General features: G+C 72.6%; 23 protein-coding genes. 11 read left to right on the forward strand and 12 right to left on the reverse strand.

Annotation, left to right across the window (positions count from 1 at the left end; all coding sequences use genetic code 11):
* Positions 1-6: 6 nt before the first annotated feature.
* Genes BLV05_RS01730 through BLV05_RS01740 form a run of 3 tightly spaced genes read left to right on the forward strand, consistent with a single transcriptional unit; the run spans position 7 to position 4,366 of the window.
* Complete coding sequence (locus BLV05_RS01730; protein WP_046766690.1) at positions 7-1,827, forward strand: fumarylacetoacetate hydrolase family protein; 1,821 nt, start codon at positions 7-9, stop codon at positions 1,825-1,827.
* On the forward strand, positions 1,824-3,068 hold the full coding sequence (locus BLV05_RS01735; RefSeq protein WP_052762098.1) for a sulfatase family protein: 1,245 nt from the start codon (positions 1,824-1,826) through the stop codon (positions 3,066-3,068). Before BLV05_RS01730 ends, BLV05_RS01735 begins: the two co-directional genes overlap by 4 nt.
* On the forward strand, positions 3,065-4,366 hold the full coding sequence (locus BLV05_RS01740; RefSeq protein ID WP_052762097.1) for a sulfatase family protein: 1,302 nt from the start codon (positions 3,065-3,067) through the stop codon (positions 4,364-4,366). The genes BLV05_RS01735 and BLV05_RS01740 overlap by 4 nt, the downstream gene beginning before the upstream one ends.
* Here the strand turns inward: BLV05_RS01740 and BLV05_RS01745 are convergent.
* Positions 4,327-5,217, reverse strand: coding sequence for a MurR/RpiR family transcriptional regulator (locus BLV05_RS01745; RefSeq protein WP_052762096.1), 891 nt, complete (start codon positions 5,215-5,217; stop codon positions 4,327-4,329). The two genes, BLV05_RS01740 and BLV05_RS01745, sit on opposite strands and share 40 nt — an antisense overlap.
* Before the next feature lie 110 nt (positions 5,218-5,327).
* On the opposite strand from BLV05_RS01745, the gene BLV05_RS01750 reads away from it, so the two are divergent.
* Genes BLV05_RS01750 through BLV05_RS01760 form a run of 3 tightly spaced genes read left to right on the forward strand, consistent with a single transcriptional unit; the run spans position 5,328 to position 7,002 of the window.
* Positions 5,328-6,092, forward strand: a complete 765-nt coding sequence (locus tag BLV05_RS01750) for a hypothetical protein (RefSeq protein ID WP_046766687.1) — start codon at positions 5,328-5,330, stop codon at positions 6,090-6,092.
* Between the two features lie 15 nt (positions 6,093-6,107).
* Entirely contained in the window at positions 6,108-6,722 is a 615-nt protein-coding gene (locus BLV05_RS01755) for a hypothetical protein (RefSeq protein ID WP_046766686.1), read from the forward strand.
* The gene (locus tag BLV05_RS01760) at positions 6,709-7,002 is read left to right on the forward strand and encodes a hypothetical protein (RefSeq protein WP_046766685.1); all 294 of its coding nucleotides are present in this window, start codon (positions 6,709-6,711) and stop codon (positions 7,000-7,002) included. Before BLV05_RS01755 ends, BLV05_RS01760 begins: the two co-directional genes overlap by 14 nt.
* A gap of 6 nt (positions 7,003-7,008) precedes the next feature.
* Here BLV05_RS01760 and BLV05_RS01765 read toward each other — a convergent pair whose 3' ends face one another.
* The 4 genes from BLV05_RS01765 to BLV05_RS01780 form a co-directional block, all read right to left on the reverse strand.
* Positions 7,009-7,245 carry a hypothetical protein gene (locus tag BLV05_RS01765; RefSeq protein WP_046766684.1) on the reverse strand — a complete coding sequence of 79 codons (237 nt, stop codon included), beginning with the start codon at positions 7,243-7,245 and terminating at the stop codon, positions 7,009-7,011.
* 20 nt (positions 7,246-7,265) lie between these two features.
* Entirely contained in the window at positions 7,266-10,385 is a 3,120-nt protein-coding gene (locus tag BLV05_RS01770; protein ID WP_197683498.1) for a golvesin C-terminal-like domain-containing protein, read from the reverse strand.
* A 200-nt stretch (positions 10,386-10,585) separates the two neighbouring features.
* Complete coding sequence (locus BLV05_RS01775) at positions 10,586-11,434, reverse strand: carbon-nitrogen hydrolase family protein (protein WP_197683499.1); 849 nt, start codon at positions 11,432-11,434, stop codon at positions 10,586-10,588.
* A gap of 303 nt (positions 11,435-11,737) precedes the next feature.
* Entirely contained in the window at positions 11,738-12,136 is a 399-nt protein-coding gene (locus BLV05_RS01780; RefSeq protein WP_046766682.1) for a MerR family transcriptional regulator, read from the reverse strand.
* Between the two features lie 68 nt (positions 12,137-12,204).
* On the opposite strand from BLV05_RS01780, the gene BLV05_RS01785 reads away from it, so the two are divergent.
* From BLV05_RS01785 to BLV05_RS01800, 4 genes are all read left to right on the forward strand, one after another.
* Complete coding sequence (locus tag BLV05_RS01785; RefSeq protein WP_046766681.1) at positions 12,205-13,107, forward strand: NAD(P)-dependent oxidoreductase; 903 nt, start codon at positions 12,205-12,207, stop codon at positions 13,105-13,107.
* Positions 13,108-13,223: 116 nt separating this feature from the next.
* Complete coding sequence (locus tag BLV05_RS01790) at positions 13,224-17,024, forward strand: S8 family serine peptidase (RefSeq protein WP_046766680.1); 3,801 nt, start codon at positions 13,224-13,226, stop codon at positions 17,022-17,024.
* A gap of 56 nt (positions 17,025-17,080) precedes the next feature.
* A complete protein-coding gene (locus BLV05_RS01795) occupies positions 17,081-17,656 on the forward strand; it encodes a TetR/AcrR family transcriptional regulator (RefSeq protein ID WP_052762094.1) in 576 nt (191 codons plus the stop codon).
* Complete coding sequence (locus tag BLV05_RS01800; RefSeq protein ID WP_052762093.1) at positions 17,653-18,858, forward strand: MFS transporter; 1,206 nt, start codon at positions 17,653-17,655, stop codon at positions 18,856-18,858. The genes BLV05_RS01795 and BLV05_RS01800 overlap by 4 nt, the downstream gene beginning before the upstream one ends.
* Here BLV05_RS01800 and BLV05_RS01805 read toward each other — a convergent pair.
* From BLV05_RS01805 to BLV05_RS01830, 6 genes are all read right to left on the reverse strand, one after another.
* Entirely contained in the window at positions 18,815-19,579 is a 765-nt protein-coding gene (locus tag BLV05_RS01805) for an alpha/beta hydrolase (RefSeq protein WP_160312707.1), read from the reverse strand. The genes BLV05_RS01800 and BLV05_RS01805 overlap by 44 nt on opposite strands.
* 89 nt (positions 19,580-19,668) lie before the next feature.
* The gene (locus BLV05_RS01810) at positions 19,669-20,670 is read right to left on the reverse strand and encodes a PHP domain-containing protein (RefSeq protein ID WP_046766678.1); all 1,002 of its coding nucleotides are present in this window, start codon (positions 20,668-20,670) and stop codon (positions 19,669-19,671) included.
* A gap of 54 nt (positions 20,671-20,724) precedes the next feature.
* Positions 20,725-21,612, reverse strand: coding sequence for an arginase family protein (locus BLV05_RS01815; protein ID WP_052762092.1), 888 nt, complete (start codon positions 21,610-21,612; stop codon positions 20,725-20,727).
* Between the two features lie 4 nt (positions 21,613-21,616).
* The gene (locus BLV05_RS01820; protein ID WP_231948697.1) at positions 21,617-22,318 is read right to left on the reverse strand and encodes a VOC family protein; all 702 of its coding nucleotides are present in this window, start codon (positions 22,316-22,318) and stop codon (positions 21,617-21,619) included.
* A gap of 42 nt (positions 22,319-22,360) precedes the next feature.
* On the reverse strand, positions 22,361-22,564 hold the full coding sequence (locus BLV05_RS01825; protein WP_052762091.1) for a hypothetical protein: 204 nt from the start codon (positions 22,562-22,564) through the stop codon (positions 22,361-22,363).
* A gap of 75 nt (positions 22,565-22,639) precedes the next feature.
* On the reverse strand, positions 22,640-23,650 hold the full coding sequence (locus BLV05_RS01830; RefSeq protein WP_052762090.1) for an MFS transporter: 1,011 nt from the start codon (positions 23,648-23,650) through the stop codon (positions 22,640-22,642).
* A gap of 79 nt (positions 23,651-23,729) precedes the next feature.
* Between BLV05_RS01830 and BLV05_RS37460 the strand changes: the two genes are divergently transcribed.
* Positions 23,730-24,293 carry a CGNR zinc finger domain-containing protein gene (locus tag BLV05_RS37460; RefSeq protein ID WP_052762089.1) on the forward strand — a complete coding sequence of 188 codons (564 nt, stop codon included), beginning with the start codon at positions 23,730-23,732 and terminating at the stop codon, positions 24,291-24,293.
* 3 nt (positions 24,294-24,296) lie between these two features.
* Here BLV05_RS37460 and BLV05_RS01840 read toward each other — a convergent pair whose 3' ends face one another.
* Complete coding sequence (locus BLV05_RS01840) at positions 24,297-25,190, reverse strand: alpha/beta hydrolase (protein WP_063932484.1); 894 nt, start codon at positions 25,188-25,190, stop codon at positions 24,297-24,299.
* Positions 25,191-25,237: the final 47 nt, after the last annotated feature.

Below are 25,237 nucleotides of genomic sequence, written 5' to 3' on the forward strand. Positions count from 1 at the left end.
CGACGCGTGCGGCTGTCCAGTTACCTCGTCGACGACGGCTCCGAACGGTGGGGGTTCGTCGTCGACGAGCCGGCCACCGGGCGAGCGTGGGTGGTGGAACCCGCGCGGGCCGAGGCGTTCCTCGCCCGGTACGCGTCGATCCCGTCCTCGGGCCTGGTCGCCAGTCGTCCCCGGTTCCGCGGGGACGACTGGCCGGCCACGCTCGTGGAGTTCCTCGCGCTCGAGGACGACGGCATGGCCGCGCTGTCGCGGCTGGTCGCCTACGTGGAGCGGTTCGTGGCGCGGTCGGACGCGACGCTGCTGCCGAGGGCCGGGGCGGCGGTGGACGACGTCGAGCTGCTGGCGCCGATCCCCCGGCCACGGCTCTACTGGGGACTGGTCGCGAACGCCCCGTCGTTCGTGCGGAACAACCCGAACACCCGCCTCATCAACCTGTTCCCGCTCGGGCACCAGCGGCCGCAGGGCGCGGCGATCGGACCCGGCGCGCCGGTCACGTTCAGGAACGGCAACCACCTGCCGCTGATGGCGTACAACGTCGAGCTGGCCGTGGTCATCGGCAAGGGCGGCCGGTACATCCCGCTGGAGCGGGCCATGGACCACGTCGCCGGCTACACCGTCGTGAACGACGTGTCGGGCACCTATTACTACGGGATCGTCCCCGGCAACGCCGGGCGCGGCTACTCACTGCCCGAGCGCTACGGCGACTGGCTCTACCAGGCGACCGCCTCCTGGGGCGGGAAGAAGGCCGACACGCTCGCGCCCATGGGTCCGTTCCTGGTGACGAAGGACGAGGTCGCGGACCCGTACAACCTGCTGATGTACACCCGGCAGACGGGGCGGACGCGGGACCGGGCGCACAGCGGGGCGACGCTGCTGGGGATCGAGCAGGTCATCTCCTGGTACTCGTCGTTCGCCTCGCTGTACCCGGGCGACGTCCTCCACTTCGCGACGATGGGCGTCGACGGGCTGCCGGTGCTCCCGGACGACGTCGCCGACCCGGCCACGCGGCTGGAGGCCGAGATCGAGGACGTCGGGACGCTGGTGAACCCGGTGGCCGTCGCCGACGGACCGGTGCCACTGAATGCGCACCCGTCCTATGCGGTGCGGGAGGTCGCGACGTCCGGCGCGTCCGCCCTGGAGCCGGGGGCCTGGACGGCCGGGTCGGCCCGGCACTTCTACACGTCGTTCGGCAACCACGAGACCGCCGAGGACACCGACGGACTGCCCCGCCTCGACGTGCCGCGGTTCCTCAACGGCCCGGCCAGCTCGCTGGGTGCCGGCGGATCCGTGGTCGAGATCCCGCCGCGCGCCACGGACCTCGTCGTGAGCATCGAGCTCGCCGTCGTCGTCCGCGCGCTCGCGGCGAACGTGGCGGACTGGCGCGACGTCGTGCTCGGGTACCTGCCCATGATCTCGCTGTGCGACCGGTCGTTCGCCGACGCCGTCGTGGAGCCGGCGCGGACGGGCGAGCGCGGCATCCCCGCCATGTACGGCCGGTGGGCCGACGGGTTCAACGTGACGGGCGAGCGGGTCGTGCCGCTGCCCGAGCACGACTGGCGCGGCCGGTCGATGTCGCTGGAGGCCGGTGACCGGGTGGTGACCGGCTCGACGTCGACGTACCTCGCCGGCCCGGACGACCTGATCCAGACCATCTCGGCCATGATCACGCTGTTCCCCGGCGACGTCATCACGCTCGGGTGGACGGCGGCGCGGCTCGTCCTCACCCGGGACGAGTACGCGGCCGGCGTCGTCGTCCGCGGCGCGATCGAGGGCCTCGGCGAGGTGCACGCCGATCTCGTCCCCTGCGGATCGGCGGTCCGCGCATGATCTCGGCCGAGCGTCCGAACGTGGTGCTGATCCACTGGCACGACGTCGGTACTCACCTGGGCGCGTACGGCCACAGTGACGTGACGAGTCCGGCGGTGGACCGGCTGGCTGCCGACGGTCTCCGCTTCGATCGGGCGTTCTGCACGACACCGTTGTGCAGCCCGGCCCGGGGCTCGTTGTTCACCGGCCGCTACCCACACACCAACGGGTTGATGGGCCTGGTCAACCAGGGCTGGGAGTACCGGCCCGGCGAGCGGACCGCACCGTCGCTGCTGTCCGAGCTCGGTTACCGGACCGCTCTGATCGGTCAGCAGCACGAGAGCCACGACCCGTGCCGGCTCGGCTTCGACGAGGTCCACGCGTGGCCGGCCGGGCGGGCCCGCTGCGGCCCGGTGTCGGAGAAGGCGGTGCAGTGGCTGGAGGCGGCGCCGGCGGAGCCGTTCTTCCTCACGGTCGGGTTCTTCGAGACGCACCGGCCGTATCCGGCGGAGGAGTACCCGCCGGTGGACCCGGCGACGGTCCAGGTGCCGCCGTTCCTGCTCGACAACGACCACACGCGGGCGGACCTGGCCGCGTTCCTCGGCTCGATCCGGGTCGCCGACGCCGCCACCGGCCGCGTCCTGGACGCCATCGACCGGGCCGGCCTCGCCGGCTCCACCCTGGTCCTGTTCACCACCGACCACGGGATTGCGTTCCCGCGCGCGAAGGGCACGCTGTACGACCCCGGCATCCGGGTGGCATTCCTCGCCCGGCCGCCGCGCTCCTGGAAGGTCGCGGCGGGAGCCCCGGACGGGCTGGTCAGCCATGTCGACGTGCTGCCCACGCTGCTCGAGCTGGCCGGAGGGCAGGTCCCGCCGTTCATCCAGGGACGAAGCTTCGCCGCCACCCTGCGCGGCGAACCCGGCCCGCGGCGCACCGAGATCTTCGCCGAGAAGAACCACCACGACGAGTACGACCCGATCCGGGGCATCCGCACCGACCGGTACGCCTACATCCGCAACCTCGAACCGGGCACACCACTGAGGCTGTCAGGGGACATCGAACGCAGCCCGTCGCGGCTGGGCCTGGGCGACGACCACCTGCGGCCACGACCGGCCGACGAGCTCTATGACCTCGACGACGACCCCTGGCAACTGCGCGATCTCGCCGCGGATCCGTCCCACGCGCGGGTCAAGGCCGACCTCGCGGCGCGCCTGGAGGAATGGATGATCGAGACCGACGATCCGGCGCTGGCACGATGAGCGGCCGGCCGAACATCGTCCTCGTGGTGATGGACGACCTCGGGTACGGCGACCTGAGCTGCATGGGGAACACCATCCTGAACACGCCGCGGATCGACTCGATCGCCGCCGGCGGGATCACCCTGCGGCACATGTACGCGGCCTCGGCCGTGTGCACGCCGTCGCGGGCGGCGTTGCTGACCGGCCGGTATCCGCAGCGGGTCGGTCTGCCGAAGGTGCTGAACCCGCGCGACGGCACCGGCCTGTCGGAGTGGGAGCACACACTGCCGGAGCTGCTCCGCGACGCCGGGTACCGGACGGCGATGTTCGGCAAGTGGCACCTCGGGTGCCGGCCCGAGCACTACCCGACGCGGCACGGCTTCGACGAGTACGCCGGGCTGCTCTACAGCAACGACATGCACCCGGTCGAGCTGTTCGAAGGGGAGCACATCTCCACGGCCGACGTCGACCAGGCGACGTTGACCCGCGCCTACACCGACCACGCGATCGACTTCATGGAGCGGCACAGCAACGAGGAGGCCGGCCGGCCGTTCTTCGTCTACCTCGCGCACACCATGCCGCACATCCCGCTGCACGTGGAGGCCGAGTTCCGCGGCCGGTCCGCCGGCGGCCGGTACGGCGACGTCGTCGAGAGCCTGGACCACCACGTCGGCCGGCTGCTCGACGCGCTCGACGACCTGGGCCTGGCCGACGACACCCTGGTGATGGTGACCAGCGACAACGGGCCCTGGTTCGAGGGCAGCACCGGCGGACTCCGCGGTACCAAGCTGCACACGTACGAGGGCGGGATCCGGGTCCCGTTCGTCGCGCGGTGGCCCGGACGCATCCCGGCCGGCGCGGTTTCCGACCAACCGGCCTGCCTGTTCGACCTGCTGCCGACCCTGGCCGGGCTGGCCGGCGGTTCGGTGCCGCAGGACCGGCCGATCGACGGGGTCGACGTGTCCGCCCTGCTCGCCGGCGGTTCGGTGCCGGAGCCGCGGCCGCTGTTCTTCTTCCACTGGTGGACGCTCAACGCCGTCCGGTCAGGCAGGTGGAAGCTGCACCTCGACCGCTTTCCCCGCGACCCGAACCGGGCCCAGGACCGGGAACTGCCGCAGCTGTTCGACCTCGAGCTGGACCCGGCGGAGACGTACGACCTGAAGGACCGCCATCCCGACGTCCTCGAGCACCTCACCGACCTGGCGAGGCGGTTCGAGGACGAGATCGCCGGCCAGCGCGAGGCCGCGGAGGCCCGTGCGGCCGGCCGAGCGACCGCTGGTCACCCGGCGGACGGCGGCCGTCCCCTGTCGAGTCGATGACGCTGCACAGCGTCGTAGGTGGACTGCAACTCCGGTGTCGAGCTCCGGTAGAGGCGCTGGGCGATCCGCACGAACAGGAAGTCCACGACGGCGAGCTGGGCGATGCGGCTGGACATGTTGGCCGGCCGGTAGGCCGTTTCGCTGGTGCTCGTCGTGAGGACGTGGTCGGCGTTCTCGGCCATCGGGGAGTTGCGGAAGTTCGTGATCAGTGCCGTGGTGGCGCCGGCACGGCGGGCGGCGGTGAGGAACTCGGCGATCTCCACGGTCAGGCCGGAGTGGGAGAAGCCGATCGCGATGCAGCCCGGCTCGAGGACGGCGGCGCTCATCAGCGCGAAGTGTGCGTCGCTCCAGTAGTAGGACGTCAGCCCGATGCGGTGCAGCTTGTGCTGGAGATCGGCCGCGGCCAGCCCGCTGGAGGCGACGCCGTAGACGTCGGTGCGCGGCGCGGCGACGACGGCCTCGGCGATGTGGTCCAGCGCGTCCGCGTCCAGGCCCTCGGCCGTCGCCTCGATCGACCGGGCCTCGTGGAAGGCGAGCTTGGCGATGACGTCGCGGGCCGAGTCGTCCGGGTCGATGTCGCTGTCGGACACCCCGAACCGGTTGAGCGACACCTCGTCGCGGCCCACCGACGAGGCGAGCGCACGCCGGAACTCCCGGTAGCCGGCGAACCCGACGTTGCGGCAGAAGCGCACGACGCTCGCGATGGACGTCGAGCAACTGGCCGCGAGCTCGGTGATGGTCTGGTCGACGACCGCTGCCGGGCTGGCGATGACGTGCTCGGCGATGCGCCGCTCGGACGGCGGCAGCCCCGGGAGCGCGCCGCGCAGGGCCGCCACCACATCGTGTGCCAATCGCTCCGCCTCCCCCGGTTGCACATCCTAACCGGCCTGGCCGACGCCACGCGGTAAGTATTTTCGCTCTGGGCATGACGACGGAAAGCTGTTTACGTACACTCGGCCCCGTGAATACCAACACCGACCAGCGGTTCGCGGTGATCAGCCGCCGGGTCGTCTTCGTCGTGGGATCCATCCTGTTCGTCGCCGGCGTCCTCGCGATCCTCAACGACCAACTGGCGCTGGGCATCGGTCTCATTCTCGTCGCCGCCCTCGGGGTGGCGTGGCGTGGTCTCCTGACCGTGCGGCGCGGACGTCGCGCGCTCGCTGCCCGGGAGCGCGCCGAGGTGCCCGACGGACCGGTCCGCGGCGCCGACGCGCCGGCGCCGGTGGACGACGTGGTCGCCGCGCTGGTGGGGATGAACAGCGACGAGCTGCCCTACACGATCGAGGCCTCACCGAGCTCCGACGGCGTGCGCGTCGAGGTGCAGTGGAAGCACGAGGAGATGCGCTGGCAGACCCTCTTCGTGCGCGGGTCGCAGGCCTACGCGTGGCGCATGGAGGTCGACCTCGACCCGTCCAAAGCGACCTACAAGTTCGTCGAGCACTCCGGGACGGCGGCCGTCCGTGCGGCGGCCGGACCGCTGGGCGCGGTGGCCTACGGCACCTGGACGTGGAAGAAGGGCAAGACGTCCGGCGGCACCTCGATGACCTTCGTCGAGGGCGCCGACGGCGAGGTCAGAGTGACCGGTCCGGCCGGACCCCGCACCTCGTGGGAGGGGGCCGTCATGATCAAGCCGGCCGACGCGAAGGTGCCGGTGTTCACGGTCCTGCGCAACAACGGCTGGCGCCCACGTCTGGACTGGTTCGGCGCCCGGATGTTCGAGAAGTAAGGAATGAGAGATCACATGCGTATCCGCCGTTCCATCCTGGCCGCGGTCACGGCCCTGGTCCTTGCGCCGGCGCTCGCGGCCTGCTCGTTCGAGGCCGGCGAGCTCGATCCGGTCGGGGAAGAGTCCGAGACCGCGGAGTCGCCCGATGCGGCGAGCGACGACGCCGACCTGCAGACCATCACCGCCGAGCACCTGACCGCCCAGGTCCCGGCCGACTGGGAGTCGATGGGCGACCTCGACGGCTGGTCCTACGTCCATCAGCTCTCCACCGCCAGCGGCGGGGTGGCAGGCCGCATCGGGTTCATCCCCGGCGGCGCCGCGATGTCCGCGCAGGAGGCCATCGACTGGTTCATCAGCCAGGTCGAGGGCACGGGCGCGACCGACGACGACTACGCGCCGGTCACCACGCTTCGCACGGGTGAGGACCGGGCCAACACCTCCTACACCTACGAGTCCGGCGGCCAGGAGTACACGGGTGTGGTCTGGGCGATCAGCGACGGCAACGGGATCCCGTCCCTGATCCAGGTGTCCGGGGCGCCCGACGTGGTCACGCCGGAGCTCATCGTGCAGGTCGACGAGAGCCTGGACGTCACGGGCAACTGGGAAGCGGGAGCCGTTGACGGGACGTGAGAAGGACCGGTGGTCGGATCTGGGCGACCCCGCCAAGGCGCGCCGTCTGGTGTGGATGTGGGTGATCAACGCCTTCATCGCGTGGGGCATGGCCGGGGTCACCTGGCTCGCCTGGTGGGTCGCCCAGGTGGGGAACTACACGGACAACTGGCGCGGGTTCAACGAGGACGACGGCTTTCCCTGGTGGTTCGTCGCGCTGTTCGCCGTCGCCGGCGTGTTGTGCCTGTTCCTCGCGCGGCGGCAATGGGCCCGAGCCCGCTTCCTGGCGCAGGGCCGCTAGGCCTGTTCAGCGGCCCTCGCGGATCTCCCGTTCCCGCTCGCGGCGGGCCTTGGCCGCCGCTCGGCGCCGCTGGATTCGGCCCTGCCACTCGTAGAGTGCGTCGTAGCCCGCGATGCCGACCGCCATCAGGCCCAGAAGGCCGGCGATCACCGTCGCCGGGATGAGGTCCATGATCCGGAACACCACGGTTGCGGCCAGGAGCCCCACGCCGATACCGAGGCACCATCTCCCGAAGCCGCTCATCTCACATCACTCTCTGTTCGTCACGGGCTGGGACTGAAACGCACGGCGTCGGCCCGCACGGTCCCGCCGCCTACCGTAAGCGTCACCGCCGACAACCCGCCGCCGAAGTCGTAAGTGCCGAGCGAGTGCCACCGGCCACCGGTGGTGCACTGATCCACCGGGACGTCCGCCGACCCGCCCGCGTGCTGGACGGTGTACGTGGTCTCGGTGCTGCAGATGCTGTTCGCCGGGAACCAGACGGCCACCTCGTAGGCGCCGGGCTCCAGGACGGCTCGCCAGGTCGCGGTCGCGCCGACCTGCCGGCTGAACCGGGTTCTGGACGCGTCGAATCCGCTCACCGCGCTGGGCGACCACGTCCCCGTCTCCTGGTACGCCGGGTGCTCGGGGTCGCAGGTGGGCGGTTCGCCCTCGTCGGTGACGACGATCGGGCCGGGGTCGTCGTCGACGGGCGGCACGATGGCGTGGCCGGCAGAGTACGGGCCGGCGCCGACGTTGTTGACCGCCCGCACCCGGTAGGTCCCGCCGGCCGACTCGGCCACGCCGAGTGTGAGTTCGGTCGCGCCGGTCGTGGCGCCGAAGACGACCTCCTCGCCGGTCGGGCAGGCGCCGTGGCCGCTGACCGACACCACGTAACCGCGGGCGCCGGTGGCCGCGTCCCACCGCAGGGTCGTCGAGCCGCCGGCGTCGGCGTGCGAGAGGCCGCTGACCTGCGCGGGCGGCGCGGTGTCCAGCGGCACGCTGTGCTCAGCGGTGCCGCCGCCGGTGAGCCGGTAGTCGTGGCCGGCCGTGATCGGGAACGACAGCGCCCCGGTGACCGGATCGACGTCGTACTCCACCGTCCGGCCCGCGGACGTGTCGGTGATCGTGAGGGAGGCGGTGTCCCAGCCGGTGTTGTCGTTGCGGATCAGGGACGTGTCGGCGCCGTCGCTGAACTCGTAGCTCGAGCCCCGCTGGATCGGGTACACCTGGGCCCGCAGGTCGTCGCCGGCTCCGGTGACGGTGACGCCCTTGCCGCCGACGAACGCCGGCACGCGGTCGTAGCCGATGGCGTAGTCGTCGAGCGTGACCGGCCCCTGGAAGACCGACCCGGTCGCGATGTCGATCCACTTCCCGGCCGGGAGGTACACGTCGCGCGACTGCGCCGTCTCGAAGTCGGCGCCGAACACCGGCGTCGCGAGCACGGACTCACCGAGCATCCATTCGTACTGGCGGGTCGTGTCGTTGGCCAGCCCATACGTCGTCTCGTCGTCGGGATAGGCCAGGGGCAGCGGCGTCATGGCGTAGGGGAAGCCGGTCTCGTGTCCGTCCAGGACCGCGTCGTAGATGTACGGACGCATCGACTCGTGCCACAGCGCCACGTCTTTCACGGCGGCCGCGTAGTCGTCCCGGCCCATTTCCCACGGGCCGCGCCCGAACGCCAGCACCGGCTGCAGCGCGTCGAACTGAGCATTGCGGACGTAGTACTTCTGGTACGACGGATCGCTCATCGGCACTTCCGGCGTCCCGCCGACATAGTCGCCGTACAGACTGGAGACACCGCTGGCGGCGAAATTCAGCAGATTGATCGGCATGCGGTCGGGGTCGGTGTGAAAGTTCTCGCCGGTGCCGTAGATCGTGTCGTTGATCCGGAGAATGTCGCCCGGCAGTGAATAGGCGGCATTCCTCGCCATCACCAGATCGCCGGCCTCGTGCATGGCCTGTAGTACCGGATTCCAGTTCGCGTCCCGGTACAGCCTGGGCGTGTAGAGCATGGCGTCCTCCTTCCAGCCGTCCACGCCCCACTCCCGCAACCGCTCGACGAACCAGTCCACCGCCTCGTCGTTCGCGCCGTCGAGCACATAGCTGTGGCCGTCGGGGAACACCGCCCCCGTGATGACCGTGGGGGTGCCGTCGGGGTCACTGACCAGATAGCCGCGCTCGATCGCCTCGTGCACGGAAGGGCCGTCGTTCCGCTCGACGAAGTTCCCGCCGTCCTCCGGAAGGGCCTTGAAGTTGTTGCGGGCGCCGAGGATCAGTTTCACGTCGTTGTCCGCGAAGAACCGCTTCAGCGCGTCGGGGTCGGGATAGCGCGGATTGGGCAGCCCGTCGTCGCGCCCGGGCTCGGCGGTGTCGTCCCACCTGCCGAAGCTGTTGGTCGTGCCCTCCTCCGGCGTGCTCCGCGCGCCCGGCCAGAAGCCCGACCCGACCACGCCCCAGCTCAACGGGTAGCCCTCGTCGAGGAACCGCTGCACCGTCTCGGTCACCGACGACTGGTAAGTGTCCCAGCGCAGCGCCCCGAACGCCTCCCAGCCCAACCCGAAGAACTCCGGGTTCGGGCGGGCGTCGTAGTACCCGTGCTCCCCGCGGACGTGCTGGTAGTCGGCGTAGACCTGCTCGAGGTCGCGGCCGGCGAAGTAGTACAGCGCGTCCACCCGGTCGACACCCTGGGCGCCGAGCCGGTTCTCCGTCTCCGTCAGGGCGACCCGTTTGCGTCCGTCCTCGAACCACACCTGCCCGAACCGCTGCTTCGGGAAGACGGTGAAGTTGCTGATGAAGCGCTGGCAGCTGCCGCCGTTGGTGACGTCGTCCAGCTCCAGGCCGGTCAACTCGGTGGTCGGCCGGGCCCGCACCCGGCTGTTGCACGACTCGCCCTGCTCGGTGGAGCCGTCGGCCCACGAACCGTGGTCGCCGAGTCCGTAGGCCGGTGCGACCGGGCCCGTGCGGAAGTCGATCGTGCCGCCGTCGCCGGGGAGATTCCCCACCGAGATGCGCACGTAGCTGTCGAACGGACGGACGTTCACCGTGGTGCGCGAACCGTCCTCGAGCGTCACCTCGATGATCGCGACGCGGGCGTTCGGACGGGAGATCAGTTCCGCGTCGACCGCGTCGGCGAAGTCCGTCGCGCCCTCCGGGCGCAGCCGCATTCCCGACTCGGCATGCGCCGGAGCTATCAGCGTGCCCGAGCTGTCGGCGAACGAATAGCGAAAGCCGTCCTTGACGATGCGCAGGTCGTAGGTCTCTCCCGAAACGACGAGAGTGTCCCCGGTATCGGTGACGCCCATGGGCGCGGCAGTCGCCGGTGCCGGCGCGACCAGTGCGGCGATCATCAGCGGCAATGCGAGACACCCGGCGGCGGATCGCCTGACGATTCGTCGGTCCACGATGACTCCCTCGTCTCGAATGACTCACAAGACCGTGACACAAGCAATCCGCCCTACGCAAGTCTTATGCGACTGGCAGATTTATTAGTCACTATTAGAGAGGTCATGGGATGTCAACGCACGCCAGAAGGGCCCCGGCCGCGGACGAATGACGCGTCCGGGACGAGGCCCTTCCGGCCCCTTTCAGTGGCTGCGCGGCGTCAGACGCCGATGCGGCCGCGGGTGCGACGGCGCCAGTCGCGGGCGAGCGGGCCGACGGTGTCGTCGCGGTGGACGTCGGTGACGGCGATGGCGGGGACGCCGTCGGCCGGGCAGGCGGCCGACCACTCGCCGCGTGGGCCGATCACCCCCGCGAACGGCGCACCGGCCTCGGCCGGGACGGCGAGGCCGACCCAGTAGCTGTTCGCCGCCGCGTACCCACGGACCTCGGTCGCCACCGTCTCGCGGCCGGGCACGCCGCCCGTTTCGTACGACACCAGCACGCCGTCGACGTCCAGGCGCTCGTACTCGGTGAACAGCTCGGGGAAGTGCGCGTCCATGCCGAGCGCGAGGCCGAACCGGTAGCCGTCGACGTCGAAGGTGACGGGCCGCGAGCCGGGCGTGTACATGTACGTGAGCTTCGTGTTCGACAGCGTCCGCTCGTCGTAGCGCGCGGCCACCGCGCCCTGGTCGGACACGACGTACAGGCTGTTGTGCGGACGTTCCGAGCCGGGCGCGCGGTGGACGGCAGCGATCACCGTCCAGATCGCCAGCTCGCCCGCCAGCGCAACGATGCGGCGCAGCTCGTCGTCGAGCACCGCCCAGTCGGCCCGGCTCCAGTCGGCCGGCCCGACCTCGTCCGGCCCGAGCTCGGAGAGCACGTACTTGCTCGGGAAGCAGATGGCGCCCTCGGTGAAGTGCACCAGGCGGGCACCGGCCGCGGCCGCGTCGGTCATCAGCCGGCGGACCTGCGCCGCGCTCGCGCGCAGCCCGTCGGCGTCGGTGGGATCGTCGCGGACCGTCGACTGTGCGACGGCGATCCGCAGGGTGGTCTGGGGCTGTTCCGGCATGGCGTCTCCTGTCGGAGTCGTGCGGAAGTGCCGGAGTGCCGCCAGGTAGGACTCGCCCGTCTTCGCGGCGCGAGCACGGACCCGGCGTTTGAGGTTCCTGTGCGCTGTCATCCGGCCTCCCACGCACTCGCACGTGACCCCCCAGCGATCCCGTCCGAGGCGGGTGACCAGGACGAGCGGCTCGAGACAAGAAGTCCCTTTGCCTTCTGGATCACAACCGGGCTGGGGCCGGTCGGCGAAGGTGAGGCGGGAGCCACGCCAGACCCCTAGGCTTCCGCACCACCACCCGCCGCGTCAACGGAGTCAGGCGGACGCGTGCGCCGCCATCCAGGCGTCGTACTCGGAGTCGTCCTCGGGGGTGCGGTCGATCAGCGCGGCCAGCAGGGTGCGCGCCGTCGTCAGCTCGTCGATGGCCGACGTCAGGCGGTCGCGCTCGGACTCCAGCGGCTCGAGCATCGACCGGCAGCCGGGCATCAGGCCGTCGCCGGTGTCGACCATGCACGGCAGCAGCTCGGCGATCAGGTGGCTCGGCAGCCCGGCCGCCAGCAGCGACCGCACATGCCGCACGGCCTCGATGTCGGACGGCGCATAGTCGCGGTAGCCGCTGGGCAGGCGGGCCGGCTTCAGCAGGTTCTGCTCTTCGTAGTAGCGCAGCGCGCGCTCCGTCGCGCCGGTCCGCCGGGCCAGTTCGCCGATGCGCATTCCGTCCTCCGCAGTCGCCCGCCGACGGCTTGACCCTCACGTCGGCGTGAAGGTTTAGCGTACCCGACATGACGACATCTCCGCAGGTCACCATGCTCGGGCTGGGCAACATGGGCCAGGCCCTCGCCCGCGCCTTCCTCGCCCACGGCCACCCCATCACCGTCTGGAACCGCTCCCCGGAGAAGGGCGACGCGCTGGTCGCGGCGAGCGCGCGGCGGGCCGTGACCGTCGCGGACGCGGTCGCCGGCGCGGACCTCGTCGTCGTGTGCGTGGTCGACTACGTGGCCGCGCGGCAACTGCTCGAACCGGCCGCCGCGGCGCTGCGCGGGCGCACCGTCGTGAACCTCACCGCCGACTCCCCCGACGCCGCGCGCGAGCTGGCCGGCTGGGCCGCCGGCCACGGCATCGACTACCTCGACGGGTCGATCATGACGCCGACGGTCACCATCGACACGCCCGACGCGGTGCTGATCTACAGCGGGCCGGCCGATCTCTACGAGCGGCACACGGCGACGCTCGCCGCGCTCGGCGGTGCGCAGCACCACCTCGGCACCGACCCGGGCCGGGCCGCCGCCTTCGACGTCGCGCTGCTGGACCTGTTCTGGACCGCGGTCTCCGGCCTGTCGCACGCGTTCGCGCTGGCCAAGGCCGAGGGCATCGACGGCGCCGACTTCGCCCCGTTCGCCGAAGGGCTGACCAGCCTGCTGCTGAGCTCCGTCGACGAGCACGCCGCCAGGCTGGACGAGGGCAACTACGACGCCGACGTCGCGACGCTGGCGACGATCGCCGCCGGGGTGGAGCACGTCGTCGAGGCCTCGGGGCGGGCCGGGCTGGACACCAGCGTCCAGCAGGCCGTGCTCGCACAGATGCGCCGAGCCATCGACGCCGGGCACGGCGGCGACGACGTGTCGCGGCTCACGGCCGCACTGCTGTCCGACCGCCGCCCCAAGTGGGCATCTTTGCGCCATTGACGCCTACCGGCCACGCATAGTCCTTCCGCCCCGGGCGGCGGCGGTGCCATCTTGTCCGGACCGGACATCCGGCACATCTGGTACCGACCACGTCTCGCCCACCCCCAGGAGGAGCCGTGCGACCTCGCCATCCGAGCCGCCTGACCGCCACCGCCCTGGCGGTCGCCCTGACCGTCACCGCGCTGGCCGGCGCCGCCGCCCCCGTCACCGCCGCCCCGGAGGCAGCAACTTCGGAGGCCGCCGAGCCGGCCGCGGCCCCGACCGGCGGGTCCACCACCCGGGTCACGCTGGTCACCGGCGACGTCGTCGACGTGACGACGGCAGGCGGGAAGACGTCGGTCGCCGTCGCCGCGGCGGACGGGGGCGCGGTCGAGGCGTACGAGCTGGACGGCGACACGTACGTCGTGCCGGCCGGCGTCGCGCCGCTGGTCCGCGCCGGCACCGTCGACGACCAGCTGTTCAACGTCACCCGGCTGATCGAGAGCGGGTACGCCGACGACGCGGCCGCCGAGCTGCCGGTCATCGTCACGTACGACGGGACTGCCGCCCGGTCCGCGTCCGCCGGCGCCGACGCCGTCGCCGCCCGGGCCGAGAGCCTGCCGGCCAGCGACGCCACGCTGCCGCTGCCCAGCATCGACGGCGCGGCGGTCGAGGTCGCCAAGGCCGACGCCGGCACCTTCTGGGCCGCCGTCCAGGCCGACCGGTCGGTCGACGCGATCTGGCTCGACGGCGCCGTCGCGGCGACCCTCGACGTCAGCGTGCCGATGATCGGCGCGCCGGAGGCGTGGGCGAGCGGCCTCGACGGCACCGGCACCACCGTCGCGGTCCTGGACACGGGCGTCGACCCGGCGCACCCGGACGTCGCCGGCCAACTCACCGTTCAACAGGACTTCACCGGTGGGAACAGCCCGGTCGACCGGCACGGCCACGGCACCCACGTCGCGGCCACGGTCGCCGGCACCGGCGCGGGCTCCGACGGCGCCCGCCGCGGCGTCGCGCCTGGGGCCGACCTGATGATCGGCAAGGTCCTCGACGACGGCGGCAGCGGCCAGGACTCGTGGGTCATCGCCGGCATGGAGTGGGCCGCGCGCGGCGGCGCCGACGTCGTCAGCATGAGCCTCGGCGGGTACGCCAGCGACGGCACCGACCCGCTCAGCCAGGCCGTGAACGAGCTGACCGCCGAGACCGGCGCACTGTTCGTCATCGCCGGCGGCAACTACGGCCCGGGCGACTACTCGCTGACGAACCCGGGCGCCGCCGACGCCGCGCTCACCGTCGGCAACGTCACGAAGACCGACGAGCTGGCGGCGACGTCCGGCCGCGGCCCGCGGGTCGGCGACCACGCCGTCAAGCCCGACATCACCGCGCCGGGCACGAACATCGTCGCCGCCCGGGCCGCCGGGACCGCGATGGGCACGCCGGTCGACGACCTCTACACCAGTGCGTCCGGCACCTCGATGGCCACGCCGCACGTCGCGGGCGCCGCCGCGATCGTCCGCCAGCAGCACCCGGACTGGACGCCCGAGCAGGTCAAGGCCGCACTGGTGTCGACGGCGGTCCCGCGCGACGGGCTCACCGTCTACCAGCAGGGCGGCGGCCGCCTCGACGTCGCGACCGCCGTCGGCCAGGGCGTGTTCGCCGGGCCGGCGCCGCTGAACTTCGGCTACCTGCCGTATCCGCAGACCGACCTCGAGCCGATCGTCCGCACCGTCACGTTCAGCAACGTCACCGACGCAACGGTCACGCTCGACCTCGCCGCGTCGGCGAGCGCCGGGCCGACGCCGGCGCCGGCCGGCATGCTGACGCTCGGCGCGCCGGCGGTCACCGTCCCCGCGAACGGCACGGCGACCGTCGACGTCACGCTGGATCCGTCGCTCGGCGCCGCGGGCCTGTACAGCGGCTTCGTCACCGGGATCGGCCCGGACGGGGTGAGCGTCTCGCTGCCGCTCGGGCTGAACAAGGAGCAGGAGGTCTACGAGCTCACCGTCACCGTGCTGGACCGCGAGGGCGAGCCCAACCGCGGCGCCACCGTCCAGGTCGGCAACGTCGACGACTCGTCGAAGCACGTCTCGTTCCCGAACCTGGACGCGCGCGGCCAGGCGACGGTGCGCGTCCCGCCGGGCACGTACAGCGTGCTGAGCATCATGAACGAGACCGACGGCGAGCGGTACACGTACACGTTCGCCGGCGACCCGGAGGTCGAGGTCGAGCCGGGCGGGGCGAGCGTCGTGCTCGACGGCCGCACCGCGGTCCCGGTCACCGCCGACGTCGGCCGCACCGTCGAGGGTGTGTTCGCGAAGCTCGAGTTCTGGCGGTTCCCGCTGGCCGGCGAGGCGATGCACTACCGCTACCTGCTCGGCGAGCCGTTCACGGACGTCTACGCGACGCCGACCGACGAGGTCACCGAGGGCGGCTTCCACCTCGTCACGCAGTTCTCGCTGGCAGAGCCGGACATCGTCGTCGACGGCGCCGGCCTGGCCGCGTTCGAGCCGGAGTACTTCGTCTACGCGCCCGAGCTGCCGGAGGGCCCGTTCCGCCGCGACGTCGTCGACGCCGGCACCGCGACGCCGTCGGAGCTGGCCGAGGTCGACCTGGACGGGAAGATCGCGCTGGTCGAGGCCGCGAACGGGCAGTGGAGCGAGCAGATCCGGGCCGTCGCGGCGGCCGGCGCCGAGCTGGCGTTCCTCTACAGCCGGGCCGGCTACCCGTTCTCCGGCGCGGTCGAGCGCGGGCTGCCCATCCCGGCGGCCGCGCTGGACCTCAGCGAGGCCGAGACGCTGCTGGCCCGCGGCGGCGACGTCACCGTCCACTCGACGCCTGACAGCCCGTACCTCTACGACCTGCGCTTCGACCAGGACGGCGCGGTCGGCGCGGACCTGTCGTACGTCGTCGACCCGGACGACCTCGCCACGGTCTCGAGCACGTACCACGCAGACGCGACGCAGCGCACCGTCGCGGACGTCAACCCGTCGTTCGCGCCGTGGCAGGACAACTCGTTCGACTCGTACCGCTACTTCCGCGCACCGATCGAGCGGACGGAGTACGTGACGGCCTCGCCCGGGATGCTGTGGCTGAAGCAGCTCGTCGGCTACGAGACCGACGAGGTCGTGCTGGCCCGGCACGCGCGCGACCGGCTGCGGACGCTCTCGGCCGGCGAGGAACTGGCGGACACCTGGTTCGGCGGGCCGTTCGTGCCGTCGCCGCGGCGCGAGGTGCTGGAGCAGGACCGGGTCGGGATGCCGTGTCCGGCCTGCCGCGACGCCGACGAGCTGTTCTTCTGGATCGAGGACTTCACCGACTCCGGCGACGGCCACTACGGCGCCTGGGACATCCGCTGGGAGAACTCGGCCACGCGGCTGTTCCGCGACGACCAGCTGGTGGTCAGCCGGCGCACCGGGCGCGGGGTGCTGGCGGCGGTCGCGGCGGACTCGGAGTACCGGCTGGAGATCGACGCGTGGTCCGACGCGCCGTGGAGCTTCGGGACGCGGTCGTCGACGGCGTGGACGTTCCGATCCGCGGCCCCGGCCTCGGGCGTCGGCGACCTGCCGCCGCAGTACGCGTGCACCGACCGCGGCCACCGCGACTGCGCGTTCCTGCCGCTGCTGTTCGCGTCGTACGACGTGCCGCTGGACCCGCTGAACCGGGCGCCGGCCGGCCGCGCCTTCCAGTTCGGCCTCACGGTCGGCGGGCAGGTCGGCGCGCCGGCGCCGTCCGTCCGGCGGGTGCGGGTCGAGGTCTCCTACGACGACGGCGCCAGCTGGCGGCCCGCGGTGGTCCGGCCGGCGGGTGGAGCCGGCGCGTACACCGTCACCGTCCGGCACCCGAAGGACGCCGAGCACGTCTCGCTGCGGATCGACGCCCAGGGCGACGGGACCCGACTCGAGCAGGAGGTGCTCCGGGCCTACCCGCTGGACTGATCCGATCTGCCGCTGGGTCTGGACGTCCTGAGCTGCGCCGTGATACACCTTGTATCATGAGTGAAGCGCCGGTGTCTCAGGACGTCCTGGCCGCGGCCAAGCGGCTGGCCGAACGGCAGGAGCTCGGCGGCGCGTCGATGGCCGACATCGCCAAAGAGGCCGGCATCACCCGCGTCACCCTGTACCGGCGCGGCGAGACGCGGGCCGCGATCCTGGTCGCGCTGCGCGAGGAGCTGGCCCGCGAGGAGCGCGAGCGGCTGCTCCCCGTCCTCACCGGCCCCGGCGACGCGCGCGCCCGGCTGACCGCGGCGCTCGAGGTCTTCTGCGCGGTCACCGACGAACGGTCCGACCTGATGGCCGGGCTGGACGACCCGACGCTGAATGCGATCTACCACGACCCCGGCGACGATTCGCTCACTCGCGCCGAGTTCACCGCCCCGATCGTCCGGCTGCTGCGGGACGGCGCGCTGGACGGCTCGCTGCGTCCGTCCGCCGATCCCGACGAGACCGCGACCGTCCTGTACGTCCAGGTCTGCGAGACCTACCGCCACCTGCGCCGGGAACACCGGTGGTCGGCCAAGCGCGCCACGGACGCCGTCCTCGACCTCACGTTGCGCGGGTTACTGCCATGAGCGCCGTGACGGCCGTGCTCGAGCGGGTGATCCCCGGTCAGGACGTCGACCGCGGCCGGGTGGCCCGGCTGACCGTCGCGCACGCCGGCGCCGACCTCTTCCAGGCCGCCGTCCCCGCGCTGATCCCGTTCTTCGTCGCCGAACGCGGCATGAGCTACGCCGACGCCGGGCTGCTGGTGCTGGCCGGCAGCCTCGCATCGTCGGTGATGCAGCCGCTGGCCGGCGTCGTCGGCGACCGCGTCCGGGCCTCCTGGCTGCAGCCGCTCGGGCTGGTGCTGGCCGGCGCCGGGCTGCTGGCGGCCACCCTGCTCGACTCGTTCTCCGCCATCGCCGTCGCGCTGCTGTTCGGCGGCCTCGGCGTCGCGATCTTCCATCCCGAGGCGTTCCGCGCGACCCGGGCCGCGGCCGCCGCCAGCCCCGGCGCCGCGCTGGGGGTCTTCGCGCTCGGCGGCAACATCGGCTTCGCGCTGGGCCCGTCGCTGGTGGTGCCGCTCGGAGCGGCGTACGGCATCGAGGCGGCCGGCGCGGTCGCCGTCATCCCGCTGCTCGGAGCACTGTTGCTGGGCCGCGGGGTGCCCTCCGACCTGTCCTCGCCGGCCGCGGAGGCCGACGCGGTGCCGCTGCCCAGCGACTGGCGCACGTTCGGCTTCGCGACGCTCGGCGCGACGGCGGCCGCGGGCGTGCTGTTCGGGCTGATGGCGTTCGCGCCGGTCTGGTTCGACGAGACGCTCGGCTCCGGCGTCGGCCTGGGCAGCGCGGCCGTCACCGGGATGCTGCTGGCCGGCGCGGCCGGGACGTACGCGGCCGGCGCGCTCGGCGACCGGCACGGGCGACGGCCGGTCGTGCTGGTGGCGGTGCTGGCGCTGGTCCCGCTCTCGGCCGTGCTGCCGCTGACCGGGCCGCTGCTGGCCGTGGTGCTGCTGATCGTCATCGGGTTCGTGCTGGAGGGGATCTTCTACCCGCTGGTCATCGTCGCGCAGGACGGGTTGCCGCGGCACGCCGGGCTGGCCGCCGGCACGGCGCTCGGGCTCAGTGTCGGCGTCGCGGCGGGTACCACCAGCCTGCTCGGCGTCCTCGTCGACGCGAACGGCCCGGTCGCCGCGCTCTGGGGCTGCGCCGTCCTGGCCGTGGTCGCGCTCGGCGCCGGCGCGCTCGCCGTCAGCAGGGCGCCGGCGCCTCGGCCGCGGCGACCTCGTCGATGAAGTCGAGGACGGCGGTCTCCAGTTGCTCGGCGGGTGCGCCGCCCTCGGCGAGGATGTCGGTGCCGTGCCGCGCGCTGGGCAGGATCAGCAGCTCGCTGCCCGGCAGCCACTCGTGCAGCTGCTGGGTGGCCTCGGTGCCGCCGTAGGAGTCCTGGTCGCCGCTGATCAGCAGTGCCGGGCAGGCCAGCCCAGCGACCGTCGCCTGGTCGAAGACCATGCCGTCCGAGCGCAGCCCGCCGGCGATCCACACGACGCCGTCCGTGGCCGGCTCCGGTTGGAGCGCGACGTGCAGCGACGCCATCGCGCCGAGGCTCGCGCCGGCGACGACCACCCGCTCGGCGCCGTCGTCGCGCAGCCGCTCGACGGCGCCGATGATCTCCTGCCAGATCTGGTAGCGCGGCCGCAGCCGCTGGTACGTCAGCACCCGATGACCACGTTCGGCCAGCGCCTGCGCCGTCGCCGCCCAGTCGTCCTGGCTGTCGCCGTCACTGCCCATGTGCGACAGGACCACGGCGACCGGCGCGTCGTCCGGGCCGTACACCCGGCCCTGCCGCGGCTCGCCGTCACCGCCGGTGAACTCGATCTCCTGGTACGGCCCGCTCGGCGCCGCGGACGTCGCGCTGCCACCGTCGCCGGGCTCGCTGGGCTCTCCGGCCTCGTCGCTGGAGCATCCGGTCAGGCAGAGAGCGAGCAGCAGGACGGGCAGGGCGGCACGCGGCATGGCCACCATGCTGGCCTAGCTGCCCCGTCAAGCGCGAGTTACTACGGCCAGGGCAGCAGTAACTCGCCCTTCACAACGCACCGGGCGATCTAGGAGGCGCGGCCGGTCCAGGCCAGCAGGTCGTCGACCGCCCAGGTGTTGACGATCCGCTCGACCGGCACCCCGCAGGCGGCGGCCCGCTCGCACCCGTACGGCTGCCAGTCCAGCTGACCCGGCGCGTGCGCGTCGGTGTCCAGCGCGAACGAGCAGCCGGCCTCGACGGCGAGCCGCAGCAGCCGCTTGGGCGGGTCGAGCCGCTCCGGCCGCGAGTTGATCTCGACGGCGACGCCGAACCGCTCGCACGCCGCGAACACGATCTCCGCGTCGAACGTCGATTCCGGCCGAGTGCCGCGGTTGCCGGTGATCAGCCGCCCGGTGCAGTGCCCGAGCACGTCGACGTGCGGGTTCGCGATCGCCGTGACCATGCGCTCGGTCATCTCGTCGGACTTCATCCGCAGCTTCGAGTGCACGCTCGCCACCACGACGTCGAGCCGGCCGAGCAGCTCGCCGGTCTGGTCGAGCGAGCCGTCCTCGTTGATGTCGACCTCGATGCCGGTGAGGATCCGGATCCCGGTCCCCTTCTCGTTCAACTCCGCGACGACGTCGAGCTGCTCGCGCAGCCGCTGCGCCGACAGCCCGTTCGCGACGGTGAGCCGCGGCGAGTGGTCCGTCAGTGCGACGTACTCGTGCCCCAGCTCGGCCGCGGCCCGGACCATCTCGGGGATCGGGCTGCCCCCGTCGGACCAGTCGGAATGCGTGTGCAGGTCGCCGCGCAGCGCCGCCCTGATCTCCGCCCCGCCCTCGGCGACCGGCCGGCCGCCGGTCGCCTCCAGCCGGCGCAGGTACACCGGGACCTCGCCGGCCAGCGCCTCGGTGATGACCGTGGCGGTCACCTTGCCGATGCCGGGCAGCTCGGTCAGCGTGCCGGCCTCCACCCGGTCGACCAGCTCGGCCAGCCCTATCGAGTCGACGGTCTCGGCGGCGGTCCGGAACGCGCGGACCCGGTAGATGGGCTCGCGGGCCCGCTCCAGCAGGAACGCGATGCGCCGCATCAGATCGCCCGGCGTGGAATCGGCAGTCACCGACTCAGTGTCTCGCGGACGGGCTCAGCGCGGTGCTGTGAAGGCGGCGGCGACGGCCTCGGCCAGCCGGCGCGCGGTGGATCCGTCGGGCTCGCCGTGGTCGGGGTTGAACTCGGTGAGCACCAGGCCGGCGAACCCGGGGTGCCGGACCATGACCGTCACCGCGCTCATGACCTGATCCAGCGTGAGCCCGCGGTACTGCGGCACGTCGGCGGCCGGGAGGTCGAGGAAGTTCACGACGTCGATGTCGAGGTGGACGACGAACCGGGCGGTGACCGAGGTGAGCGCGGCCAGCGCCAGCGCGGCCGAGGCGGCGGGGTCGGGCGCGACTGACGTCGCGGGGAACCGCCAGCTGGGCACCCGTCCGTGCACGTCCTCCTCGTCGTCGGCGTAGCCGAAGAAGCAGATCTGGTCGGCGGTGAGCAGCGGCCGGCGCGGCCCGAAGCCGCTCAGGGCCGGCGCCGTGCCGGGGAGGTCGAGCAGGTGCGCGACGCCCATGCCGTCGGCGATCGGCTCGTGCGGGTGGTCGGCCGGCGTCATGAGGTCCTGCCCGCCGTCGACGTACATGAGGCCGACGTCCTGCCCGGCGGCGGCGAACGCACTGACGACGGCGACGGTCAGCGTGCACTCGCCGCCGACGACGAACGGCGTCTGGCCGGCGGCGAGGATCGTGGCGACGGCGTCGCGGGTGTCGCGCAGCCCCTCCACCACGGCGTCGAGGTTGTTCGGCGTGCTGGGCCCGGCCGCCGCCCAGCGGCGCACCGGGCGGTCGCCGTGGTCGGCGAGGTCGAGGCCGGCCTGACGCAACAGCTCGACCAGCCCGGCGGCCCGAAGGGCGGCCGGCGCCCGCTCCTGACCAGGCCAGTGGGCGGCCGCACTGGACGGCACGCCGAGCACTCCGAGCGTCGTCACGGCATCAGTCCCGTCCCTGCCAGGTGCAGAGGCAGATCTCGTTGCCCTCGGCGTCGGCGAGTACCCAGAAGGCCGGCGCCCGTCCGTCGTTGACCAGCCGTCCGCCGGCGTCGAGCGCCGCCGCGAGCCGCCGCCGTGCCTCGTCGTGCGGGAGGCTGAGGTCGAAGTGGATGCGGTTGCGCTGCGGCCGCGGCGCGTCCATCTGCTGGAACCAGACCGCCGGCCCCTGACCGAGAGGATCGACCAGCGCGTCGGTCGGCCCGTCCAGTCCGGGCTCGTCGGTGTAGGCGAAGACCGCCTTCCAGAACGGCCGCACCGCCGGGATGTCCAGCGCGTCGATGGCGATCTCGAGCGCCTGCTCGGACCGCTGCGGCGCGCCGACCGCCGCGTCGGTCTCGCGTCCGGCCGTCCGCAGCGCCGTCGTGATGCGGTCCGCCGCCTCGACGTCCGCACTGGTCACGTTCGCGACGGCGGCGTCCTGCAGGCTCAGCAGCACCCGGCCCGGCCGCAGGTCGGCCCGCAGATGACCGTCAGCCGCCGGGCCGGCCGCGCGCACCGCCGTGGCCGCGACGTCGAGCGCCTCGGCCGGCGACCCCACCGCGACACCGGTGTGGAACCGGGCCAGCAGATAGCGCCAGCCCAGCCGCTCGACGGCGGCCGAGGCGTCGGGGCGGCGCAGCGGCTGCCGCATGGTGTCGTCGCTCATGCCGGCCATGCTTCCACGCGGGTCCGACAGCCGGCGCGCGGTTCAGCGGGGCGCCGGCACGACCTCGTCGTCGACGGGGCCGCTGACGGCGGCTTCGAGGTCGGTGCGGAACGCGAACGGCACGAACGCGGCCAGCACGAGCACCGCGAGCACCGTCGCCGCGACGAACGCCGCCCGCACGCCCCACAGCTCGGCGATGACGCCGGCCAGGGCGGCGCTGGCCGGGATGACGCCCCAGCTGATCATCCGCGACGCGGAGTAGATGCGGCCGAGCAGCTCCGGCGGCGACAGGTTCTGCCGGATCGTCCCCGCCAGGATCCGTCAGATGCTCGACCCCGCCCCCGCGACGACGGCGCCCGCCGCGACCACCCAGACCCCGGCGTCGAACGCGACCGGCGCCACGAACAGCACCGTCCCGACGGCGTCGGCGACCATCAGGCGGGTGGTGCCGACCCACCGGCGCAGCGGCTCCACCAGCACCGACGCGATCAGGCCGCCGACCGCCATGCCCGTCAGCAGCAACCCGTACTGCGCCGCCGTCAGCCCCAGCGGCCCCGGCTCGACGGCGTAGACGACGAGCAGCGACACGGCGACCGCCCAGACGACGTTCATCGCCGCCGTGAACAACGTCAACGTCCGCACGACCGGCTGCCGCCACAGGAATCGGAACCCGGCGACCAGCTCGCTCCGTCCGCGGCCCGCGGGCGGCGTGGCGGGGCTGGCGGCCGGCTGGGGCCGGTGCAGCCTCATCACGAGCAGCCCGCCGATGGCGAGGACGTAGAGGGCCGCGCTGGCGCCGGTCGCCAGGGCGAGCGTGGCCCCGGCCAGCAACCCGGCGAGCGGCGGCCCGGCCAGCTGGTTCGTCACGTTGATGGTCGCCTCGATCCGAGCGTTGGCCCGGCTCCGTCCCGCCGGCTCGACGACCAGCGGGATGGTGGACGTCAGCGCGGTGTCGACCAGCGTCTCGGCCACGCCGAGCAGTACCGCCGCGACGAGGATCAGCGGCAGCGACAGCACGTCGGCGACGTAGGCGGCCGTCACCCCGCCCAGGATCAGCCCACGGACCGCGTTCACCGTGCTCAGCAACGCCCGCCGGTCCACCCGGTCGACGATCCAACCGGCGTGCAGGCCGAACACCGGCCAGGCCAGGGTCAGCGCCGCCGCCACCGCCGCGACCCCGCCCGCGGACGCGTCGACGGCGAGCGCCAGCAGCGGCAGCACGAACAGCGCCATCCCGTCACCGAGGTTGGCCGCCCCCGTCCCGAACCACAGCCCATTGAAGGACCGCCCCAGCGACACCGGCAGCACCCGCATCGGATTCTCACCCTTCATCGGCGTTTCACTGGTTGTAGTGTCCATACAGGACTTCTTACCTGTCAACGCCAAATGAACGGTGAGATATTCTGGCCACATGAGCGACGTCGAATTGGTCGGCAATGCACTCTGCCTCGACTTCGCCAACACGGTCAACGCCCGGCCGGTCGCCCGGCGCGACTGGCTGGGGTCGCCGGCGGAGGTCGTGACCTGGGCGCGCGCAGTCGGGTACCCCGTCGACGACGATCCGAGCCTGGTGTTCACGCTGCCGGTCGCTCGCGACCTGCGCGAGACCGTGTTCCGCGTGTTCCGGCCGCTGGCGCAGGGCGAGCGGCCCTCGCCCGACGACCTCGAGATCGTCCACGCCGCCCACGCCGAGGGGATCGCGCGGTGCCGGTTCGTGGACGACGGCGCGACGTTCCGGCTGTCGTGGGCGGAGCCGCAGACGCTGCGAGCGCTGCTCTGGGAGGTCGCCGGGTCCGCGGTGGGGCTGCTCACGCAGGGACCGCTCGACCGCGTCGGCGACTGCCCGTCGTGCCACTGGCTGTTCCTCGACACCAGCAAGAACGGCCGGCGCCGGTGGTGCAGCATGGCCACCTGCGGCAGCCGCGACAAGTCGCGCCGCTACTACGCCGCGCACGGCTCCGAGGATCAGTCGTGACCGTCAGGCGGGCAGCGTCTTGGTGAAGTGCGTGTCCAGCGCCTCGACGGCGAAGGAGACCTGGGCGGGCTGGTCGTAGAAGTCGGTCTGCGTGCCCTCGCCCCACGCCACCTCCACCGGACCGCGCAGCCGCGACCGCAACTGCTCGATGTGCTCCGGGAAGACGCAGCCGTCGGAGTGGACGAACAGGGACGGCGCCGTTACGGCCGCTGCCGGCGACAGTCCGTCGAAGGTCAGCCAGGGGAGCCAGCTGGCCTCGGCCATCTCGTTGGGCCAGGCCGTCACGGCACCCCGCGCCGGGTTCGAGTAGTAGTCCATCTCGAAGAACATGCCGGCGCGGTCGTTGCCGACCTCGTAGGCGGGCACGGTGACGACCGTCCCGTCCCGCCGCAGCACGTCCAGCGCCGCCGTGGCGCGGTCCAGCCGCATCCGCACGCCGTCGAGGCCGCCGTAGAAGGGGGCGACCGACTCAGTGTCGTGGAACCAGCCCGCGACGCCGGCGAAGGAGGCGATCGGGGCGCCGGCCGCGACGGCCGCCAGCGCGTACTGGGCGCTCGCGCACACGCCGACGTAGCCGAGGGCGCCGGGACGGACGAAGGACAGCGAGGACGCGAAGCGGGCGGCCGCGACCATGTCGGCGATCTTGCGGGTGGGCAGCTCGAACTGACGGGACTCGCCTGCGCTCTCGCCGAAGCCGGCGAAGTCGAACGTGATGGCGGTGTACCCACGGGCGGCCAGCTCGGCCGCGTAGAGGTCGGCCATCTGTTCCTTGACGGTCAGCCAGGAACCGGTGACGAGCACGGCGGGCTGCCGCTCCAGCAGGTCCTCCGTACGCCGGTGGACACGGCCGGTGAGCAGCGTGCCGTTGCTCTCGAACACAACGGGAAACGTGGTCATGGGCCGACGGTGACACGCCGGCCCATGACCACGGAGGGTCGAAACCT

This window comes from Jiangella alkaliphila, assembly GCF_900105925.1.
GTDB classification, from domain to species: Bacteria; Actinomycetota; Actinomycetes; order Jiangellales; family Jiangellaceae; genus Jiangella; species Jiangella alkaliphila.

What these genes read in the sequence shown, in the direction of transcription:
- BLV05_RS01735 (WP_052762098.1), top strand. Translation starts at nt 1,824, where the DNA reads ATGATCTCGGCCGAGCGTCCGAACGTGGTGCTGATCCACTGGCACGAC.
- BLV05_RS01740 (WP_052762097.1), top strand. Translation starts at nt 3,065, where the DNA reads ATGAGCGGCCGGCCGAACATCGTCCTCGTGGTGATGGACGACCTCGGG.
- BLV05_RS01755 (WP_046766686.1), top strand. Translation starts at nt 6,108, where the DNA reads ATGCGTATCCGCCGTTCCATCCTGGCCGCGGTCACGGCCCTGGTCCTT.
- BLV05_RS01765 (WP_046766684.1), bottom strand. Translation starts at nt 7,245, where the DNA reads ATGAGCGGCTTCGGGAGATGGTGCCTCGGTATCGGCGTGGGGCTCCTG.
- BLV05_RS01775 (WP_197683499.1), bottom strand. Translation starts at nt 11,434, where the DNA reads ATGCCGGAACAGCCCCAGACCACCCTGCGGATCGCCGTCGCACAGTCG.
- BLV05_RS01780 (WP_046766682.1), bottom strand. Translation starts at nt 12,136, where the DNA reads ATGCGCATCGGCGAACTGGCCCGGCGGACCGGCGCGACGGAGCGCGCG.
- BLV05_RS01785 (WP_046766681.1), top strand. Translation starts at nt 12,205, where the DNA reads ATGACGACATCTCCGCAGGTCACCATGCTCGGGCTGGGCAACATGGGC.
- BLV05_RS01795 (WP_052762094.1), top strand. Translation starts at nt 17,081, where the DNA reads ATGAGTGAAGCGCCGGTGTCTCAGGACGTCCTGGCCGCGGCCAAGCGG.
- BLV05_RS01800 (WP_052762093.1), top strand. Translation starts at nt 17,653, where the DNA reads ATGAGCGCCGTGACGGCCGTGCTCGAGCGGGTGATCCCCGGTCAGGAC.
- BLV05_RS01805 (WP_160312707.1), bottom strand. Translation starts at nt 19,579, where the DNA reads ATGCCGCGTGCCGCCCTGCCCGTCCTGCTGCTCGCTCTCTGCCTGACC.
- BLV05_RS01810 (WP_046766678.1), bottom strand. Translation starts at nt 20,670, where the DNA reads ATGCGGCGCATCGCGTTCCTGCTGGAGCGGGCCCGCGAGCCCATCTAC.
- BLV05_RS01820 (WP_231948697.1), bottom strand. Translation starts at nt 22,318, where the DNA reads ATGAGCGACGACACCATGCGGCAGCCGCTGCGCCGCCCCGACGCCTCG.
- BLV05_RS01825 (WP_052762091.1), bottom strand. Translation starts at nt 22,564, where the DNA reads ATGATCAGCTGGGGCGTCATCCCGGCCAGCGCCGCCCTGGCCGGCGTC.
- BLV05_RS01830 (WP_052762090.1), bottom strand. Translation starts at nt 23,650, where the DNA reads ATGAAGGGTGAGAATCCGATGCGGGTGCTGCCGGTGTCGCTGGGGCGG.
- BLV05_RS37460 (WP_052762089.1), top strand. Translation starts at nt 23,730, where the DNA reads ATGAGCGACGTCGAATTGGTCGGCAATGCACTCTGCCTCGACTTCGCC.
- BLV05_RS01840 (WP_063932484.1), bottom strand. Translation starts at nt 25,190, where the DNA reads ATGACCACGTTTCCCGTTGTGTTCGAGAGCAACGGCACGCTGCTCACC.